Here is a 20,466-nt window from a genome sequence, read left to right as displayed (position 1 = left end):
TTATGGAATTATAGTGTTGGGTGATAAAAATAAAGAGATGAATATAGGTAGAGCGATTAAGGTAACTCAAGCAGTTGTTGATATAAAATTTGAAGGTGAATTGCCTAAAATATTTAATGCTTTAAAAAGCAAACTAAAATATAAGGATAAGGAGCTGGTTTTAGAAGTTTCGCAGCATATAGGTGACAATATAGTTCGTTGTATTGCTATGGATAGCACAGATGGCATGTCAAGGGGGGATGAATTTGTTGATACAGGCGCACCAATATCAGTTCCGGTTGGGCGTTCAACTTTAGGAAGGATTTTTAATGTTGTTGGAGAGCTTATAGATGAGTGTGGTCCACTGAAGGGAAAATATAACTTAGAGCCTATACATAGAGCACCTCCAAGTTTTACTGAACAGAGAATACAGGAAGAAGTTTTAGTTACGGGAATAAAAGTTATAGATCTTCTTGCACCTTATCTTAAAGGAGGAAAAATTGGCTTATTTGGTGGAGCCGGTGTTGGTAAAACAGTCCTGATAATGGAATTAATTAATAATATAGCAAAAGCTCATAAAGGATTTTCTGTGTTTGCCGGGGTAGGGGAGAGAACGCGTGAAGGTAACGATCTTTACCACGAGATGATCACTTCAAATGTAATAAATATAAATGAGCATGAAAAATCTCAAGCTGTTTTGGTTTATGGTCAGATGAATGAGCCTCCTGGAGCAAGGGCTAGAGTTGCTTTAACAGCACTTACTATGGCAGAGTATTTTCGTGACCGTGAAAACCAAGATGTTCTATTTTTTGTGGATAATATCTTCCGTTTTACACAAGCTGGTTCTGAAATTTCTGCTTTACTTGGAAGAATACCGTCAGCTGTTGGTTATCAGCCAACCCTTGCAACTGATATGGGTGCAATGCAAGAAAGAATAGCTTCAACAACTTCTGGCTCTATTACTTCTGTGCAAGCTATATATGTTCCTGCGGACGATTTAACTGATCCAGCCCCAGCAACTACATTCTCTCATCTTGATGCCACCACAGTGTTGTCAAGGCAAATAGCTGAAATGGGAATATACCCTGCTGTTGATCCACTTGATTCAACTTCTCAGTCTTTATCTGCTGAAATCATTGGTGAAGAACATTATAAGGTAGCTTCTGAGGTGAAACGTATATTGCAAACTTATAAATCACTGCAGGATATTATCGCAATACTTGGTATGGATGAGCTATCTGATGAAGATAAAATTATTGTTGATAGGGCTCGTAAGATTCAGAAATTTCTTTCTCAACCTTTTCACGTTGCAGAAATATTTACTGGTATGCCTGGTAAATTTGTTTCACTTTCTGATACTGTTTCCAGTTTTAAAGAGATTGTTGAAGGTAAATATGATCACTTACCAGAGGCTGCTTTTTATATGGTGGGGAATATAGATGAAGCAATAAAAAAGGCTGAATTAATACAAGCTGAAGCTAAATAAAAGTTAAAGATTATGAATACTTTTAAAGTGCAATTTTTCTCTCCTGATGATCAAATTTCATTCAGTGGAGTGGTTTCTCTTTCAGTAATTGGGCTCGAAGGGGAGCTTATGATTTTAGCTCACCATGCTCCTTACTTAATTTATTTATTGCCTGGTATGATTACTGTTAAAATGAGTAACCAAACAGAAAAGAAGGTTGTAATTGATAGTGGCGTATTAGAAGTTGCAAATAATAATTGTAGCATTATAACAAGTCAAATTCAGGTTTTTGATCGTGCAATTCATGATGAGAAATCGTTTAAAAATAAGAGAATTAGTATATATTTAAGTTATCTTGATGAGAAATTTCTTTCTTAGTTATTTTAGGCAAAAAGTCGGTCTTGTCATCCAAGTAGCCCAACTTTTGTCATCCAAGTGCTTTTTTTTCTGTCATTCAGTATTCTCTTCCCTGTCATCCCAGTATTCATCTTTGTCATCCCAGTGCGTGACACTGGGATCTAGGTGTAAAAATATTTGTAAATTATGCAATGGGTAATAGATTCTAGGAGCATATAATGTTCATAATAAAAAAAAGATGGATCCCAGTGTCAGCTACTTGGATGACAAAGGAGGGCGTTTGGATGACAAGATTTTGCAAGGGTATTTTTTTTATGGGAGATTAATATGGAAATTTTTCTTGATAGCGTTGATTTAAATGAAATTAAAGAACTAAAGGAGTTCATTGACGGCATAACAACTAATCCTTCTTTAATAGCAAAGTCCGGGCGTAAAGATAAATACGAGGATTTAGTGCGTGAAATATGCTCTATTATCAAGGGGCCTGTTAGTGTTGAAGTTGTTGCAAATAACCATGCAGATATGGTTAAAGAAGGCCTTAAGTTAGCGAAAATCGCTGATAATGTTGTGGTAAAATTGCCCCTTACATATGAAGGATTAATTTCTTGTAAAAAGTTGTGGACAGAGCATAAAATACCTGTTAACATCACATTATGTTTTTCTCCTGGACAAGCACTGCTTGCCGCTAAGGCCGGTGCTTGTTTTATTTCTCCCTTTGTTGGTCGCCTTGATGATATAAGCTATGATGGCTTATCGCTAATAGAAGATATATGTACTATATATTCTAATTACGGTTTTGATACTAAAGTTCTTGTTGCATCAGTGAGAAGCCCAGCACATGTAATAGAGGCTGCAAGGCTTGGTGCTGATTCAATTACTGTGCCAGCAAAAGTACTTAGACAATTAATTAATCACCCACTTACTGACCAAGGGCTAGCAATATTTGAAAAAGACTGGGGTGCAAAATAATAAACGGTCACTACTCTGAATCGGTTAACAAATTGGACGCTTGATAAGCGTAATTTGGAGCTTCTTGTGTAATGACTACATCATGAGCATGACTCTCTCTTAATCCTGATGCAGTAATAGTAACAAATTTACAATTTTTTTTCATCTCTTCTATATTCCTATTACCAGTATACCCCATTGCAGCTTGCAATCCGCCAATCAACTGATGGATTACTCCTGAAGCTGGACCTTTGAATGGAACTCTTCCTTCCACTCCTTGTGGAACTAATTTTAGTTTTGAATCTTTATCTTGAAAATAACGGCTAGCTGAACCTCGTTTCATTGCACTAATAGATCCCATTCCTCGATAGCCTTTATATGCTCTGCCCTTATACATGATAATCTCACCTGGGCTTTCGTCAGTGCCAGCAAAAATCGAACCAATCATCACAGAGTCAGCACCAGCTGCAATAGCTTTTGCAACATCTCCTGAGTATTTTACCCCACCATCAGCAATTAGTCTGACGTTTCTTGCTCTACACGTCTCTGCAACATTCTTGATTGCAGAGAATTGTGGCACACCAACACCTGTAACTATTCTGGTTGTACAGATTGATCCTGGTCCTATTCCGACCTTCACTGCATCAACACCCGCATCAATCAACGCTTCAGCAGCCTCCTTTGTTGCAATGTTTCCGCCAATTAATTGCGTATTAGGATACATCTTTTTTATTTCCCTAATGGTATTGATAACGTTTTCGGAATGACCGTGAGCAGTATCCACAACAACTACATCAACTTCTTCTCCGATCAAAGCTTCACATCTTTCTATACCATCTTTTTTACCAGTGCCAATTGCAGCGGTAACTCTGAGCCGCCCTTTACTGTCTTTACATGAATTTGGGTATCTATTGTATTTTTCAATGTCTTTAACCGTAATTAAACCTATACAACAAGAATTTTCATCTACGACCAAAAGCTTTTCTATTCTATTTTCATGCAACAATTTCATTGCTGAGGCACTATTCACTCCCTGCTCCCGCACTGTCACTAACTTATCTTTTGTCATCACTTCGGAAACTTTTACATTCATGTTCTGGTCTTCAATAAACCTCACATCTCGGTTAGTTAAAATTCCAACTAACTTGAGTTGATCGACTACAGGAATGCCAGAATAATTGTGCTCTCTCATTAATGAAATTGCTTCCGCAACTGTTTTATCCGGTGAAATCGTAATTGGGTTATACACGATCCAACTTTCATATTTTTTCACCCTTCTTACTTCTAAAACTTGTTCATCTATTGATAAATTCTTATGTATGCAACCTATCCCTCCATGTTGGGCAATAGCTATTGCAAAGCCCGATTCAGTAACAGTATCCATTGCAGAGGATATGAGAGGGATATTTAGTTCTATATTATTTGTTAAATAAGTTTTTGTATCTGCATCGCAAGGCAATATATTAGAATAGGCTGGCAAAAGAAGTATATCGTCAAACGAATAACAAGCTTCCATTTTTTTCATAGGCTTTATTTAAAGCTTATACGCCAATTAATTAAATTGCAATAGGACTTTTGCAAAATAAGCATTCTACATTATTTGCCAGTAAACAAAACTGCTCAATAGTTAAGTTTTCTGGACGTTCGTTTCCACTCAATTTAGCGTTTTCAAGGACAGTTTCAGCGTGGTTCGTTATATTTTGCAAGCTATTTCTCAGCATCTTTCTTCTTTGAGCAAAAACGGCACGTGTTAATCTTGTTAAGGTTTCCAAATTTACTGCAAACTTTGGGGTAGGCAAAGGATTTACTGTAATTACTGAAGAATGTACTTTTGGCCTTGGAAAAAACTCTTTAGGTTCAATATCAAATTCCTTTTTTATATCACATAGTAACTGGCTTAGCACTGATAAGGAACCATAATCTTTAGAATTGGGTCTTGCCGTAATGCGATCTGCTACCTCTTTTTGAAACATTAATGTCAAGTTCGTAAAAAATTTTATATTATTTAACCAATTTAAAAATAACGCTATCGAGATATTGTAAGGCAAGTTAGCAATAACTTTGACTGGGCGCTCTATCAGCTCTTCTTCTATAACATGCAGTGCATCCGCTTCTATAATTCTATACTTTCCTTGATGCTCATTTAGCAGTTGGTCATGGTGTTTTACTAAATCTCTATCTTTTTCTATAGAAAGTAGAGACTTTGGATTATGCACCAATATTTCTCTTGTTAATGCACCATATCCAGGACCAATCTCAATGACGTTAAAATTCTCTAGATTGCCAGCTAAAACGACTATTCTTTTTATTATCTCACTCGATAAAATAAAATTTTGCCCTAGACTCTTTTTTGGCTTCAGTAAAAATTTTCTCATATTATTTTCATTATACAGTATTTTAAAAATCAGTTGACTAAAATCCATTGATAATTGTATATTATTAATGTGTTTAACGCCGGCTTAGCTCAATTGGTAGAGCAACTGACTTGTAATCAGTAGGTTGTCAGTTCAAGTCCGACAGCCGGCACTCTCGCCCATATAAGTAAAGTTGATGTCCTTTTTAATAGTAGCAAATTGGAAGATGAATGGAACACGGTCTTCATTTGTTGACTTTATAGGCAAACTTAATAACAAGAACAATGAGATTACTTCTAGACTAGTGATTTGTCCACCATTTACCGCATTTTCAGACAGTATAGAGTTGAGCGATAATATTAATATAGGAGCACAGAATTGCCATTATAAAAAATCTGGTTCTTACACAGGTGAAATTAGCGCAGAAATGTTAAAGGAATTAGGGTGTACTTACGTAATACTTGGGCATTCTGAAAGGGCTAACGAAACAGATAGTGAAATAAAACTTAAGTCGGAAATAGCAATAGAATCAGGCTTACACCCAATTATCTGTGTAGGTGAAAATTCAGAAGATTATAAGAATGAAAAAACAAAAGAAGTAATAGAATATCAATGCAAAAACCGTTTGCCAACACACGGTGAATATACCGTAGCATATGAGCCAATATGGGCAATAGGCACAGGTCATGTGCCAAATAATGATGCAATTGCTGAGGTGATAGAGGTAATAAAATTGTGTACTGGTAAAAAACACATTACATATGGTGGTTCAGTCAGTTCAGAAAATATAGAAAATTTGTTAAATATTTCAAATTTATCAGGAGTTTTAATTGGCAGTGCAAGCTTAGATTTCGATCACTTTTATAAAATCATACAACAAGTTGAAAAAAAGTTTTCTCTTATCAATTCTAAAATCAGCAACTAAGAATCCTATAGCAAATGGCATCATTCCAGTGTCAAGCATATATCTGTACGAACATCTAGTAAAACGACATACTGACCTATAGCTAAAGTGACTTAGGTTTACCGATAATTTGAAAAACAAAAATTCGTCATTCCGCTACTTGTTAGCGGAATCTATGCCAAGATACCGTGGCGGTATGACGTAGGAAAACCTTTCTTGGGTTAGCTATAGCTAAAGTAATCTAGAAAATTAACGATATTTTATTCCCCGGTGAACGCTCTATTTTGTTTTCCAACTCTAGTTCTAAAAGAGCCATTAGAGCTATGTTGGCAGAAAGTCCGCTTGCTAATATAAGTTCATCTATATCAACAGGTACAGAGTTAATATGATCAACTATAACAGATTTTGCCTGTTGTAATTTTTCTTGTTTTTGGTTAACAGCATAGTGCTCAACATTAAATAGGTTTTTTTGCTGCGGAGGTAAACTAAACCTAACACTTTCTATTATGTCATCAGCGGACTCGATAAGCTTAGCACCGTTTTTAATTAAATAATTACTACCACTACAGCGTGAATCTAAAGGGAAACCAGAAACTGCAAATACCTCTCTCCCTTGATTTAAAGCAAAATCTGCTGTTATTAGAGAGCCAGAACGTTTCGATGCTTCAATCACTACAACACCCAGCGATAGACCAGATATAATTCGATTCCTTTGAGGAAAATACTGAGGCTTTGGTTTAGTAGCAAATGGAAGCTCAGTAATTACTAAACCACCGTTCCCAGTGATTTTTTTGTATAGATCAAAATTCTCTTTTGGATACACCACATCAATTCCGCTTGCTGTAACAGCAATAGTGGGATGATTTTTGTATATTACACTGTTTGCTGCGGTATCGATTCCTTTTGCAAGTCCAGAAACGATAACAAAACCAGCTTCGCTTAAATCAAGTGCTAGTTTACTGGCAAAATTTCTTCCATTCATCGAAGAGTTGCGCCCACCGATTATTGCAATTATCTCACGGCTTAATAATGATATATTACCAAACGCAGTTATTATAGGAGGACAACTAGAGATATTTCTTAAAAGATCAGGGTAATCTGGGTCACATGCGGGTATAATTTTAGCTCCAATTCTTTCTGCATTATTGATTTCTTCTCGTGCATCTTGAATGCCATACACCTTATTATTAGCCACCCTATTGAGATATTTTAGCACCTCATCTAGCGATCCATGTGTTCTTAGTATACTAAAAAACTTTATTGGTCCTATAGTTCTAGCCAAGCTTAACCATACTTCTAATTCTTTGTTGTTCAATTTATTTATCTTCATAAAAGGCTTGAATTTCTTATCAATTTAGTGTACCCAAGATAATACAAATATACAGTGTTTTATGACGCATTTTGTTACAGATAAATGCATAAAATGTAAATATACGGACTGTGTGGAAGTATGTCCCGTTGACTGCTTCTATGAAGGTAAAAACATGCTCGTGATTAACCCAGATGAATGTATTGATTGCGGAGTGTGCATACCTGAGTGTCCAGTAGATGCAATTGTAACTGATGATTCCATAAAAGATATTTTAGAATTAGATGAAGAATTACTGAGCAGCGAACAAAAAACTTTCAAGTTATTTTACGATATAAATGTAGAATACTCACAAAAATGGCCAAACATTACAGCTAAAAAGCAACCTCTCTATACTGCAGAAGAGTATAAGGAAAAAAAGGATAAAACAGCTTATTTTGATGAAAATTTAGAGTAATACTGCTGAAGAGGAAGAAACTTCTTTTATATCTTATCCTGTTTGTCTTTGGTTATTGAAAATGGTCGCATTATTTAGGTTTTTAGTAATATTTAATATTAGATTAATAATAATCTACTTGGAAACAACGAAAGATTATGTTAAATATAGAATTAACGAATTATTATATAACTTTTAGTAGGATGACAGTATTATAAAATTTAGAGGCATCAAAATGGAAAATCACGCTAAAGAGAGTATAAACCCAACAAAGCATAAAGTAGTATTACCAAACTCAAAAACAATCAATATTGAAGGAACAAAATTTAAGTATGAAATACATTACGATCAATTAGATGAGAAAGATCTCCTTACGATTGAAAAATACGCTAATTATATTTTTCATGCCTACCAAGAGAGATATGATTTAGATATGAACACAGATCATACTGTTAAAGGCTTTACATATAACAACTTAGCAAATTTGTCTGACGATGATTATGATTCTATTACCGCGGATTATCACGAATACCATTATCACAGTGAGTCTATAGCTAATGATTTGACAACAATGATTTATGTTACTCTAAATTTGTATAATGAGAAAAATTACGGCACTTCTTTCCCAAGAGGCGAATTTATAAGAGATGTAGCAGAAGAATTAAAAAACATTGGATTAGACAATAATCAAGGAGAGTTAAATACAGAAGAGAGACCTAAAACAACAATTAATCAGGAGAAACAGGAAAAAGAATTAAAGGAATCTGATCAACAAGATGTTATAACAACTACTGATCACCCGCTAGATGATTATAATCATGATTATCACTTAATAGGCTAGCAAGTAGCGCTAGCAAAAATTAATCAGGAAAAAGGGTTAGAGGGAGCAAGATGTTATCTGATCACTCGCCAGATGAATTATAGTCGTGAGAACCTGTTCATAATCTTTTGAGGATAGGTATACAGATTCCAAAATGAACGGTTCTCACAACCTTTAGTTTTTATTGCTGAAAATAATCATAATGTTAAGTTTTTAACATTATTTAATACTAAGTTAATATTAATTCATTGATAAATTTTTAGCTATAGAAGCAGGTTTTTATTGAAGATAAAAGTATCTTCTATATGCTATATAGCAAAACATAGAATGCCCATGATTCCAACTATAGCAATTTTAAGTGGTGGATTTTCTTGCGAGAGAGAAGTGTCGCTTATGAGCGGAAAAGCCGTAAAGAAGGCACTTGATAGCCTTTCATATAATGCAATAGAAATAGATGTTGACAGCAACATTGTTGAAAAGCTTAAAAAGATTAATCCGGGCCTTACTTTTATTGCTCTGCATGGACCTTATGGTGAAGATGGTTGCATTCAAGGTTTATTGGAAATCTTAGGTATAAAATATACACACTCAGGAGTTATGGCTTCTGCTGTTGCTATGAATAAAGTGATGTCAAAGCATATATTTCGATCCCTTAGTATCGACACTCCAAAAGGTTATGTAATTAGCCAAGAAGATCTACTAAAAAATAATATTAAAATCGATTATCCGTACGTCTTAAAACCAATTAACGAAGGTTCTAGCATCGGAGTGCATATTGTTTCCTCATATGAAGACCATTTAAAATTTAAAAATGACGCTATCATACTTGATGTCATTCAAGTAGCTGACACTGGAATCCAGAAAAAAGAACCAGTGTCAGCTACCTCTATGACAAGAGACTTGATGATCATAGAAGAATATGTCCCAGGAATAGAGTTACATACTGCTGTATTGCTAGATGAAGCAATTGGCACTATGGAAATACGACCAAAAAATAAATTCTATGATTATGAAGCAAAGTATACAGATGGATTTGCAGAACATATATTTCCTGCTGAAATTCCTGACAATATATATAAAATGACCTTGGAACACGCACTGAAAATTCATCAATTTTTAGGCTGTAAAACTATTTCCCGCTCAGATTTCCGTTATAATCCCAAAAATAACACTTTAAAAATGCTTGAGATTAATACACATCCTGGCTTTACTGAGTTATCGTTAGTGCCAGAAATTGCAAAATTGGCAAAAGGAATCAATTTTAATGAATTAGTTAAAATTATTATTGAAGATAGTTTGCAGCACAAAAATATTAGGGATTTAAGTCATGTTGAGCAGTATTACTAGAAGCCAAAGGAGTTTTTTGCGCAAGTGCGCTTTCGTTATTATAACTGCGCTTTTTTTTACATTAGTACTTTATAGTTCACTTGATAAAATAATAAATCGATTTAATTACTACTTTACTTGGTGTAATGAGTGCCTATCCAGTTTATTACTCAGCAATGGATTTTCAATCGATGAAGTAGTCGTGAGCGGCAACAAATTTACAAACAAAAAGGACATTCTAAGTTTGACAGATAGAACGCAACCTATCCTGTATATATCACTTTCAAAACTTGCCGGTAACATACAATCCGTAAGCAGATGGATAAAATACGTAGGAGTTCACAGAATTTTGCCCAATACCCTACATATTAATATAGATGAGCATAAACCGTTTGCTCTCTGGAAAGATAATAACAAAACCTCGGTAATTGATTTCGAAGGCAAAGTGATCGTAGATGACTATCCAGTAGATGATCTTGTTGTAATTACAGGACAAAACTCGTTATCAAACCTAGAATTTGTTAGAGATGTGTTAGAGAGTAAAACTCAATTAAGTAACCACATTTCTTCTTTTGCTTATATAGGGAATAGAAGATGGAATATCATACTTGATAACGATTCCACAGTGAAACTGCCTGAAGATAACCCTTCTAGTGCATGGGACTATTTAAACCACTTGCACAATACAACTGATTTTACTTTCAGCGATTGGAGTATTATTGATATGCGTATTACTGATAAAATTTTTGTGAAGAGGTGATCTGCTGTCATCCAAGTAGCGGGATGACGAGCTTATCGTCATGCTGCCGCGAACCGTCATACCGCCGCGGTATCTCTTAGCCGCTAACACGTAGCGGGATGACGAGTTACTATACCGCCGCGAACCGTCATACCGCCGCGGTATCTCTTAGCCGCTAACACGTAGCGGGATGACGAGTTATAGCTCTTCTCATAATAATCCAAACAAGTTAAGATATGGATTTATGGTAGTGGGGTTTGTATGCCAGCAGCGTATAGTTACGATTTAAGGAAAAAAGCAATGGAGGCATTGGATGAAGGAGAAAGTAGAGCAACTGTTGCAGAGAGATTTAAAATTGGAAAAACGACTCTATATGAGTGGCAGAAAAGGCGTAAGGAAACGGGAGATTTTCAGTCAAAAAAGCCTGGAAGCGTAGGATATAACCATAAAATTACTGACTGGAATGTTTTTACCAAATTTGCAAAAAACCATGGTGGCAAAACTCAGTCAGAGATGGCTAAACTCTGGGGTAATATCAGTCGACAAACGATTCACCGCGCACTTAAAAATATTGGATTTACAAGAAAAAAAGACCTACGGATATAAAGAAAGAAATGAAGGAAAGCGAGCTCAATTTTTAAAGGTTATAGCAACAAAACGTCATGAAAATCTTGTATATATTGATGAATCTGGAATAGATAATACAGAAGACTACCCATACGGATATTGCAGAAAAGGAGAGAGGTTTCATTCATTAAAATCAGGTAAAAAAACTCAGCGTGTCAGTATGATTGCAGCTCTAAATAAAAGGAAGATCATTGCTCCATTGACCTTTGAAGGATACTGCAATAAGGATGTTTTCGAGGCTTGGTTTGAGCAGTTTTTAACTCCAATTTTAAGGTCTGGCCAAACTGTAATTCTTGATAACGCTACATTCCATAAATCTAAAAAAATAGATAATCTTGCTAGAGGAGTTGGTGCTGAAATTCTTTATCTTCCTCCATATTCTCCAGACTTTAACGAAATTGAGCATAATTGGTTTGCTATAAAGAATAGAGCTAGAAAAAATATCCCTATTTTTAAGTCTTTCCGTCAAGCTGTTGATTCTGCTTTTTTATTCTGACTATTATGAGAAGAGCTATACTATACCGCCGCGAACCATCATACCGCCGCGGTATCTCTTAGCCGCTAACACGTAGCGGGATACTTAACCGTCATACCGCGATTCATTCGCGGTATCTCAGCCGCTAACAAGAGATCCCGCTAACACGTAGCGGGATGACGGTTGTCGTTTAGCTACAAACATTAAGAAACTTACCAAATGGAAAAAAAGGCAAAAGAAACCCCGTGGTAATTAGTGTTCACTTCCTAATCCTGCAAATTGGCGTACTATACTGTCTTAAACGACTTATAAGCGCGTTTCAGCTTATATAGGTAAAAACCTAGAAATGTTGTGAAGACATAAGGTGCACATAGTGCAAAAAATTAAAAATAAGACGCCAACTACGTTGTTTTCTTGCTGTTTAATCTGCACAGATGAAGATAACTGAATACCTTCATTGTCATAATAAGGGGGCCGGCGAAACTTGTCAAGCAAGTTTTTTCGTTTCTATAAATCTGGATTTCAGCGTTATGCGCTGGAATAACAACGTAAGGTAAATTTTTCAACATCCCAAAATTACAGAATTTAGTCTGTTTAATTAAGTGTGAAAGGTTACGATCATGCTGAGTCATTAGGAAAGATTAGAATATACAGCAGCTATAAAAACTGTTTAATAGCCACCCAAAACCCTTATTTCCCACTCAAGTTCAACATTAAATTTATCCTTCACTGCATCTTTTACTCTGTTGCCAAGGTTTTCCAAGTCAGATGCAGTTGCATTATCGTAATTGAGCAAGAAGTTACAATGTTTCTTAGAGATTCTAGCTCCACCAATATTTAACCCTAGGCAGCCAGATTTATCAATTAACTCCCATGCTCGGTAGTTTTTTGGATTTTTGAATATGCACCCAGCAGTTTTTCCTCTTATTGGCTGGCTTTTATTTTTTTTCTCAACAATTTCTTTTAACCTTTGCAATATAAGCTCATGCTCTGAGTTTACTCCTTTAAACTCAGCTTCAACAAAAATCCAATTTCCTTTTAAGCTATGTCCACGATAAAAATATCCCATTTCTTTGCTGGAGAACTCATATAGGTTTCCATCCTCTAGGTTCACTGCTTTTATGGATTGTACAACGCTTGCGATGTCACTACCATACGCACCTGCATTCATTTCTATTCCGCCACCAACTGTTCCTGGAATTCCAACTAGAAACTCGAGTCCACTAATTTGTTGCTCTCCTGCAAAGTAAGCAAGGTTCCTGAGCAGCGCAGCACCACCTGCAACAATGGAGTTGTTACCCTTACTTTTAATATATGCAAACTCCTTACCTAATTTTATTGTTATTCCTCGAATGCCACTATCTCGTACTATTATGTTGGATGTTGCACCAATAACGCTAACTGGCAGTTCAGTATTTTTAATCAAGTATGTTAAATCTTCAATATCACATGGTTTAAATAACACATCAGCTCGTCCACCGACGTTTAACCACGTCGCTTTAGACATTAAGATGTCATAACGATAGATTCCACGTACTTTAGGTAAGCTTATAAGCATTTTGATTTCAACTCTAGTCCTGCATCCATACCCATTTTCTCCGCATCTTCTATAAATGAAGTGCGCTCAGTGAAGTATATATTTTTTCCACTTGCTAACATACAACAAAGGTGTAGCATATTTTCGTTCACATATTCAGCAAAAGCTGCAAGTGGTGTAAAACATGAACCATTCACTGTCTTCATAAAACTGCGCTCTGATTTCACTCTTATAAAAGACATATTATTATTAATTTTCTCTACAAGATCGATAATTTTTACATCATTCCTTCTACATTGAATACAAATCGCTCCCTGTCCCACTGCACTTAACATAACTTTTGGTGGCAATACCTCTGTAATTAAGTGATTCTTTTCTAATCTTATGAGTCCTGCTTCAGCTAGAATTATTCCATCAAAACTTTGATTTTGCAATCTAGTTGTTACATTTCCACGTAGCGATATTATATTTAGATCTGGTCTAACATTTAACAACTGAACTTTTCTTCTTATTGAAGAAGTGGCAATAGTAGCCTGCTGTGGCAAAGACTCAAGGCTATTGTGTTTATGAGAAATAAACGCATCGCATGGACTTAGCCTTTCTAAAACACAAGGAATTGTTAAACCCCCTGAGAAAAACGCAGGCACATCCTTTAGCGAATGAACTGCCATATCTATATTATTTTCGAGCAATTCAGCCTCAATTTCTTTAATGAATAATCCTTTACCTCCTATTTCAGCAAGATTTGCGTTTGCATACTTATCTCCAGAAGTTTTTATCTTAACAATTTCAATAGATAAGTTAGGAAAAGAGTCCAGCAACTTTTGTTTTGCTTCCAAAGCCTGGGCAACTGCAAGCTTGCTTCCTCTGGTACCTATTTTGACTAGCATATGTATGACTGTTTGAATACCAAACCTTAACCTAATTAATTATTTAAACACTTTGGTAGCGTGTATCGCATGAACTTCGGTTACCATCTCTCTGATGTCATCCGAGTAGCTGACTACTTGGATCGAGTTTAATTCATCATATGAGCCTTTGCATTTATTGTACTTTAACTTAAAACCAAAAGCAACTTTGCCTTTACAAAATAATAACCTTTTATATGCATAAATAAGCTTACTGGATTCTAGTACTTGCATGACAGCAGTCCTACGTCATACCGCCGCGGTATCTCACATAGATCCCGCTAACAAGCAGCGGGATGACGATTGTCAGGGTGTCATCCAAGTAGCCTCTTTCTTGTCATCCCAGTGCCCAGACACTGGGATCCAGAAAACTTAATTTTAACCAAGTGGCTGCATAATAAAGACTGGATCCCAGACTGGAATGACACCCTACTTAACCGTCATACCGCGATTCATTCGCGGTATCTCAGCCGCTAACAAGAGATCCCGCTAACACGTAGCGGGATGACGAATTACTATCTACACCGTCATACCGCTGCGGTATCTCTTAGCCGCTAACACGTAGCGGGATGACGAGGCTTATCGTCATGCCACCGCGAACCGTCATACCGCGATTCATTCGCGGTATCTCAGCCGCTAACAAGAGATCCCGCTAACACGTAGCGGGATGACGAATTACTATCTACACCGTCATACCGCCGCGGTATCTCTTAGCCGCTAACACGTAGCGGGATGACGAGCTTATCATCATGCCGCCGCGAACCGTCATACCGCGATTCATTCGCGGTATCTCTAGATCCCGCTAACAAGCAGCGGGATGACGGTTGTCGTTTAGCCATAAATATTTAAGAAATTTACCAAACGAAAAAAAAGGCAAAAGAAGCCCTAGTCATTGTCTACTTTCAGTATTGGCGTTTTTTAAGTCTTAAACACTGCAATTTAGCTGCTTTTAAGTGCAACTAACCTTAACTAAAATGTTTAAGAAATTTACTAAGCAGAAAAAAAGGCAAAAGAAACCCCGTGGTAATTAGTGTTCACTCTCTAATCCTGCAAATTGGCGTACTATACTGTCTTAAACGACTTATAAGCGCGTTTCAGCTTATATAGGTAAAAACCTAGAAATGTTGTGAAGACATAAGGTGCACATAGTGCAAAAAATTAAAAATAAGACGCCAACTACGTTGTTTTCTTGCTGTTTAATCTGCACAGATGAAGATAACTGAATACCTTCAGTACCATGATAAGGGGGCTGGCGGAGTTTGTCAAGGAAGTTTTTTTGTTTCTATAGCTACTTGGATAGGTTATTTGGGCAATAGAGAATTTTACAAAAATCTATTTTTAACTTACACTGCAATTTTAAACCTACAACTTATGTACAACAGGCTTATAGTCAAATCTTTTTCAGTATTATGCATCTGTTTATTTGCTTTATACATAACACTGCCAAATTTCTTTGATAATAAGCTTTTTATTTCGAAAAAAAGAATAAACTTAGGCCTTGACCTGAAAGGAGGGGCATCTTTGCTTCTAAACATAGACTTAGACTTCTATTTTAAGGAAAAGCTAGGCATGCTAGCAGGTGAGATAAAAGAGACATTGCTAACAAAAAATATTGAATCTAACGTACAAAATAGCGAACAAGTAATTGTAACTTTAAATAATATTGATGATTATAAAAAAGCATCTGTGTTGATTAATGCGATAAATCCAAATTTAGAGCTAAATAGAAAAGATTCTTCAATTCTCATTTCGTATAAACCCCATTATAAAAATTCTTTGATCAGTGAAGTAGCTGCAGAATCAATAAACAATGTCCAGCGCCGTTTGGACAAACTTGGCACAAAGGAAGTCAGCGTTCAAAAACAAGGGCAGAATAAAATATTAGTGCAGGTGCCTGGAGTAGAAGACACCGAGCAGATAAAATCTCTGCTTGGCAAAACTGCTAAGCTAGCTTTTCATTTGGCAAACACTAACATAGCCAAGGTGCAGGATATAGATCACGAAACTACTGTCATGCTCAAGGATTCTTTAGGTAATTCTTATCCAATATTCCGCAAAACTGAAATAGGTGGCGATTCGCTGGTTAACGCATCAGTTAGATTTGGTCACTTAGGTAAACCAACAGTGCATTTTAAATTTGACAGCATAGCGAGTAAAAGATTCGCGAAAATCACTAAAGAAAATGTGGGAAAACCTTTTGCAATTGTTCTGGATAACACAGTCTTAACAGTACCTACAATACGTGAGCCAATTTTAAATGGAGAGGGAGAAATTAGCGGTAATTTCACTGAAAAACAAGCAAGCGAACTTGCAATACTTTTAAAATCTGGAGCACTGCCAGCACCACTTAAAATAATTGAAGAAAAAAACATTGGCCCAAGCCTTGGAGAAGAATCAATAAAGGCAGGGGAAATGGCAGCAACAATCTCTATTATAGCCGTGGCTTTATTTATAATTATCACTTACGGCAAATTAGGTATATTAGCTTCTGTTGCGCTTTTTTCTAATGTAATTCTTATATTATCAATTCTCACTCTGCTTGAAGCAACTCTAACTTTACCTGGAATTGCAGGTATTGCACTCACTGTCGGTATGGCGGTGGATGCAAATGTTTTAATATTTGAGCGAATTCGCGAGGAAATCAAATCTGGCAAGAGAGTGGAACGTGCTATTGAAGAAGGGTTTAAAAACGCTATAAAGACAATACTGGATTCAAATATCACAACACTCATTGCTGCAGGAATAATGTTCATTATTGGCAGCGGAGCAATTAGAGGCTTTTCTGTCACTTTATCAATAGGAATTTTATGTTCGATGTTTTCTGCAATCACAGTCACAAAACTCCTGATAGAGTTGTGTATGAACCCGAAGGAACTAGTGCTTTGTTAGTCAACCACCTTCATTCCCACAACGTTATATCCTGAATCGACGTGCAAAATTTCTCCAGTAGTGCCACTACTTAAGTCGCTTAATAAGTATAACGCTGCCTTGCCAACATCCTCTATTGTAACATTGCGTCTAAGCGGAGAATTATTTCTATTCCATTCTGATATGAAGTGAAAATCGCTTATTCCAGAAGATGCTAAAGTTCTGATTGGACCAGCGGAAATTGCATTTACTCTGATATTTTGTGGCCCGAGATCACATGCTATATATTTTACACTTGCTTCAAGTGCTGCTTTACATAAACCCATAACGTTATAATTTGGCATAACTTTTTCAGCGCCATAATAAGATAAAGTAAGTAAACTACCACCACCTGACATCATTTTTTCAGCTCTTTGCGCTAAAGCAGTGAAAGAATAGCACGATATATGCATTGCATTGAGGAAGTTATTCAGTGAAGTATTGACATATTTACCATCTAACTCATTTTTATCGGAGAATGCTATTGCATGCACCAAAAAGTCAAGAGTACCCCATTTTTTCTCTATTATTTCAAAAGCGTTATCTATGATTTTTTCATTTGAAACGTCACAGTGTAATATTAGCTCCACATTTAATTCATCTGCTATTGGTGATAGTTTTTCTTTTATTATTTCATTCTGGTAGGTGATTGCAAGTTCTGCCCCGTGCTCTGAGAGAGCTTTTGCTATACCGCATGCTATCGATCTCTTATTTGTTATTCCAGTTATTAACCCCTTTTTGCCTTGTAATAGACTTGTCATCATAGAACTATCTGTTTTTTATAATTTGGAGTATTAACTAGATAAAGTCAATTATGTTTTAAAACATTTTTTGCAGTAACTTGAAGTCTAATACCACTGTTAACAAAAAGGCAGCGATGAGAGTTTCTATAGGGAGAGTAGACCAGCGGACCTTCCCCGCCAGCCTCTCACAGAACTGTGCATGAAGTAGAGTGGGCAGCCAGCGAGTTACTTGTTAAGTACTTTTCCAACAACCCCTCTCCGAACCACGCATGATCGTTTCCGTATCACGTGGCTCTCCAATAATCTAACGTTTTAAGGAGTCACCATCATATTTTCCATATTGGATTTTCTTATGGCATTCATGACAAACAACAAGAGTCTTCCTCTGTCGTTCAATCATTCTCTTTTTCCATTTCGGTAGCTCAGTATTACGTTTACCTAGCAAATCAGCAAGTTTACGTACGTGATGTACTTCAATCTGCTCTTGTGATTTACATAATTCACAAGTTTGTGCCAATAGTCTTTGCTCTATTTCACTACGCTTATTCCATATTGGTATAAGGTTATCACTTATACTTACCCATTTATTCCATTTTAGTGACACAGCACCAAAGTGTGTAATTAATGGTATCTTTGATGGTAAACGATCTACTCTGACTTGGATGACTTTTCGTTTTTCACCTTCGTCGTTTTCAATCATTGCACCAAATTTTCTATAAATTTTCCTGCAAGTTGTTTTGTATTTAGATGCTAAAGTCTTTACTAATGATACTTCCATCACATACTTCAAATAACTTAGTGTGTGAAGGTTGTAGGCCATTTTGTAATATTGTACAATTCCTCGATATTCAGTTTGATACTGAGCAACAATACTGTAAGCTGTATCAAGTGTACGTTGAGGTAAATGTATAGGCTTTCCACAACGCATATATTCAGAACACTTTTTCTGCTTTATATGATGTGGTACACGTAACCCAATACTACCATTAATACATCGTTGTGTCCGATGATCATGTTTATCATCTGCATGCAAGACGTGTATTTTATAACCTAAAAAATTGGCTTTGCTATCACACGCGTGTGTAATAAGCGTTTTATCTTCATTAAGCATAAGTTTGAGCTCCTCATTGAGGAATTTAGCAATCTCATTTTTAATTTGTTCAGCTTCATTTTTTGGTCCTGCAAACCCTACCAGAATATCATCAGCATACCTAACATACCAAAGACGTCGATAATTTAGATCACAAGAATCCTTAGATGGCATACCCTGCACTAATTGACGCAGTTGTTTTGCTTGATCCCAGTTCCCTTGTTTTCTCATCATCGATACTTGCATGGTTAACCTTAAATATTTTGGATTTGTCTTTCTTCGCTTACCTCGGTTATTTGATGGTATTAGTATATGTTCCACATGTTTATCTAACCGATCGAGTAATATGTTACTCAAAATTGGACCAATAATAGAACCTTGTGGTACCCCACTATGACTCTTATTGTACTTCCAATTTTCCATATATCCTGCTTTTAGCAGTCGATTGATTAGCTGAATAAAACGGTTATCTTGGAAGCTTTCACTCAGTATTTTCAACAACATAGTATGATCAATTGAGTCATAACATGCACTGAGATCTCCCTCTATAAACCATTTTGTACCTCTGCCTTTTTGCATTACTGCTCTTAATGCAGTGTGGCATCCACGCTTTGGTCGAAATCCATGTGAACATTCACTAAATTTAGGCTCATAGTAGGCTTCCAATATTAATCGGATTACTTCTTGAAGTAACTTATTTGACCATGTTGGCAATCCTAACGGCCTGCGTTTACCACTCTTCTTTAAAATATAGATACGTTTTACTGGTGTCCACCGATATCGCTCATAGCGTAAATCCTCTATGATTTTATCGATTTTCTCCAAAGACATACCATCAACTGTTTCAGTTGTCACACCTTCTGTCATAGCACCTTTATTACGACAAAGTTTGCCATACGCTCGAAGGTAAAGATCACGCTGATAAAGTAGGCGATATACGTTTTTAACCGGCAAATTTCTTTGTCCACGTTCACGTATAATGTTAAGTATTGTTTCAGCTTTCCGCATCTTGCGTACCTCCCAATTTCAACATTCAATTATCTGTCACCCTTTGCCCTGTATGTGGCTTTCCCACGCTCCCCGGTGATTCGTTACTTTCACGACTACTACGATGACTCCGTAACCATAGAACTCGCGTTCCTTAGGTCATCCCATGTTCCGTCACTAAGAACTGTTCTAGATCAACTTAGGTTTTCCATTCATCCTCTTAAATAAGTTCACTACTTATCGTTCTACAGCCAGAATGTCACACAAACGAAAGTTTAATCTGTGCTTACCGTAGACATGGGGTTTTAAATGCGATACCCATGGATGTGAAGTCCCACCCCTGAAGATTAGAATTCAAGCAGTTTAGCTTTAACCATATTGATCAGGTGTTGCAAGCCGTTATCTTACACATCTTCAGATAACTCTCGCTTTACATACATGCTCTTGTCCTCCTTCCCTTTCGGGTTAAAGTTAGTTGTTCACCTCGAGGCCATTTATTCTGAACCCCGCTTAGCTCTGCTAAGTATTTCTTAATGCGTACCACGGCGCACACTC

At 36.4% G+C, this 20,466-nt stretch carries 18 protein-coding genes and 1 tRNA gene; 11 read left to right on the top strand and 8 right to left on the bottom strand.

From position 1 onward, the window contains the following. Nucleotides 1-37: 37 nt before the first annotated feature. The 3 genes from atpD to fsa all read left to right on the top strand — a co-directional run bounded on the left by atpD (nucleotide 38) and on the right by fsa (nucleotide 2,770). On the top strand, nucleotides 38-1,465 hold the full coding sequence (gene atpD / locus ACFZP3_RS03720; protein ID WP_253309946.1) for a F0F1 ATP synthase subunit beta: 1,428 nt from the start codon (nucleotides 38-40) through the stop codon (nucleotides 1,463-1,465). 12 nt (nucleotides 1,466-1,477) lie between these two features. Continuing rightward, nucleotides 1,478-1,822: a F0F1 ATP synthase subunit epsilon gene (locus ACFZP3_RS03715; protein WP_386086870.1), complete on the top strand. Its 345-nt coding sequence runs from the start codon at nucleotides 1,478-1,480 to the stop codon at nucleotides 1,820-1,822. A gap of 306 nt (nucleotides 1,823-2,128) precedes the next feature. After that, the gene (gene fsa / locus ACFZP3_RS03705; RefSeq protein ID WP_253309151.1) at nucleotides 2,129-2,770 is read left to right on the top strand and encodes a fructose-6-phosphate aldolase; all 642 of its coding nucleotides are present in this window, start codon (nucleotides 2,129-2,131) and stop codon (nucleotides 2,768-2,770) included. Between the two features lie 10 nt (nucleotides 2,771-2,780). Here the strand turns inward: fsa and guaB are convergent, their stop codons facing one another. Both guaB and rsmA read right to left on the bottom strand, forming a co-directional pair. Continuing rightward, nucleotides 2,781-4,274 (bottom strand): IMP dehydrogenase, encoded by a 1,494-nt coding sequence (gene guaB, locus ACFZP3_RS03700; RefSeq protein WP_386086869.1) that lies wholly within the window; start codon nucleotides 4,272-4,274, stop codon nucleotides 2,781-2,783. A gap of 31 nt (nucleotides 4,275-4,305) precedes the next feature. Next, entirely contained in the window at nucleotides 4,306-5,124 is an 819-nt protein-coding gene (rsmA, locus tag ACFZP3_RS03695; protein WP_386087112.1) for a 16S rRNA (adenine(1518)-N(6)/adenine(1519)-N(6))-dimethyltransferase RsmA, read from the bottom strand. Between the two features lie 78 nt (nucleotides 5,125-5,202). Between rsmA and ACFZP3_RS03690 the strand changes: the two genes are divergently transcribed. After that, nucleotides 5,203-5,275 (top strand) — tRNA-Thr (locus tag ACFZP3_RS03690). Nucleotides 5,276-5,299: 24 nt separating this feature from the next. After that, nucleotides 5,300-6,028: a triosephosphate isomerase gene (locus tag ACFZP3_RS03685; protein WP_265016707.1), complete on the top strand. Its 729-nt coding sequence runs from the start codon at nucleotides 5,300-5,302 to the stop codon at nucleotides 6,026-6,028. A gap of 220 nt (nucleotides 6,029-6,248) precedes the next feature. On the opposite strand, the gene dprA is transcribed toward ACFZP3_RS03685, so the two are convergent. Beyond that, the gene (gene dprA / locus ACFZP3_RS03680) at nucleotides 6,249-7,337 is read right to left on the bottom strand and encodes a DNA-processing protein DprA (RefSeq protein ID WP_253309148.1); all 1,089 of its coding nucleotides are present in this window, start codon (nucleotides 7,335-7,337) and stop codon (nucleotides 6,249-6,251) included. Nucleotides 7,338-7,398: 61 nt separating this feature from the next. Between dprA and ACFZP3_RS03675 the strand changes: the two genes are divergently transcribed. The 5 genes from ACFZP3_RS03675 to ACFZP3_RS03655 all read left to right on the top strand — a co-directional run bounded on the left by ACFZP3_RS03675 (nucleotide 7,399) and on the right by ACFZP3_RS03655 (nucleotide 11,760). Next, the gene (locus ACFZP3_RS03675; protein ID WP_010082601.1) at nucleotides 7,399-7,773 is read left to right on the top strand and encodes a ferredoxin family protein; all 375 of its coding nucleotides are present in this window, start codon (nucleotides 7,399-7,401) and stop codon (nucleotides 7,771-7,773) included. Between the two features lie 214 nt (nucleotides 7,774-7,987). Beyond that, nucleotides 7,988-8,593 carry a hypothetical protein gene (locus ACFZP3_RS03670; protein WP_386086868.1) on the top strand — a complete coding sequence of 202 codons (606 nt, stop codon included), beginning with the start codon at nucleotides 7,988-7,990 and terminating at the stop codon, nucleotides 8,591-8,593. Between the two features lie 306 nt (nucleotides 8,594-8,899). Next, on the top strand, nucleotides 8,900-9,919 hold the full coding sequence (locus ACFZP3_RS03665; protein ID WP_253309944.1) for a D-alanine--D-alanine ligase: 1,020 nt from the start codon (nucleotides 8,900-8,902) through the stop codon (nucleotides 9,917-9,919). After that, the gene (locus tag ACFZP3_RS03660) at nucleotides 9,900-10,658 is read left to right on the top strand and encodes a cell division protein FtsQ/DivIB (protein ID WP_253309145.1); all 759 of its coding nucleotides are present in this window, start codon (nucleotides 9,900-9,902) and stop codon (nucleotides 10,656-10,658) included. Before ACFZP3_RS03665 ends, ACFZP3_RS03660 begins: the two co-directional genes overlap by 20 nt. Before the next feature lie 240 nt (nucleotides 10,659-10,898). Then, nucleotides 10,899-11,760 (top strand): IS630 family transposase gene (locus ACFZP3_RS03655; protein WP_386086489.1). Its coding sequence is split into 2 segments (ribosomal slippage): nucleotides 10,899-11,224 and nucleotides 11,223-11,760, totalling 864 coding nucleotides; the frame shifts between segments, so codons are not numbered across the junction. A gap of 649 nt (nucleotides 11,761-12,409) precedes the next feature. On the opposite strand, the gene murB is transcribed toward ACFZP3_RS03655, so the two are convergent. The 3 genes from murB to ACFZP3_RS03640 are packed head-to-tail and all read right to left on the bottom strand — an operon-like array spanning nucleotide 12,410 to nucleotide 14,418. Continuing rightward, a complete protein-coding gene (gene murB / locus ACFZP3_RS03650; RefSeq protein ID WP_253309144.1) occupies nucleotides 12,410-13,297 on the bottom strand; it encodes a UDP-N-acetylmuramate dehydrogenase in 888 nt (295 codons plus the stop codon). Further along, nucleotides 13,288-14,166, bottom strand: a complete 879-nt coding sequence (hemC, locus tag ACFZP3_RS03645) for a hydroxymethylbilane synthase (RefSeq protein ID WP_386086867.1) — start codon at nucleotides 14,164-14,166, stop codon at nucleotides 13,288-13,290. Before hemC ends, murB begins: the two co-directional genes overlap by 10 nt. Nucleotides 14,167-14,205: 39 nt before the next feature. Continuing rightward, complete coding sequence (locus tag ACFZP3_RS03640) at nucleotides 14,206-14,418, bottom strand: hypothetical protein (RefSeq protein ID WP_253309142.1); 213 nt, start codon at nucleotides 14,416-14,418, stop codon at nucleotides 14,206-14,208. 1,137 nt (nucleotides 14,419-15,555) lie between these two features. Here ACFZP3_RS03640 and secD point away from each other — a divergent pair. Continuing rightward, nucleotides 15,556-17,073, top strand: a complete 1,518-nt coding sequence (gene secD / locus ACFZP3_RS03630) for a protein translocase subunit SecD (protein ID WP_265016790.1) — start codon at nucleotides 15,556-15,558, stop codon at nucleotides 17,071-17,073. Here secD and ACFZP3_RS03625 read toward each other — a convergent pair. Together ACFZP3_RS03625 and ACFZP3_RS03620 are read right to left on the bottom strand one after the other, a co-directional pair. Beyond that, nucleotides 17,070-17,855 (bottom strand): enoyl-ACP reductase, encoded by a 786-nt coding sequence (locus ACFZP3_RS03625; protein WP_253309140.1) that lies wholly within the window; start codon nucleotides 17,853-17,855, stop codon nucleotides 17,070-17,072. The two genes, secD and ACFZP3_RS03625, sit on opposite strands and share 4 nt — an antisense overlap. A 283-nt stretch (nucleotides 17,856-18,138) precedes the next feature. Next, nucleotides 18,139-19,932 (bottom strand): reverse transcriptase/maturase family protein, encoded by a 1,794-nt coding sequence (locus tag ACFZP3_RS03620; RefSeq protein ID WP_386086651.1) that lies wholly within the window; start codon nucleotides 19,930-19,932, stop codon nucleotides 18,139-18,141. Between the last annotated feature and the right edge of the window lie 534 nt (nucleotides 19,933-20,466).

The sequence above is a fragment of the Wolbachia endosymbiont (group A) of Norellia spinipes genome, from assembly GCF_964273535.1.
The sequence above is the reverse complement of the archived record's forward strand: the minus strand, read 5'-3'. Positions and strand labels throughout refer to the sequence as shown.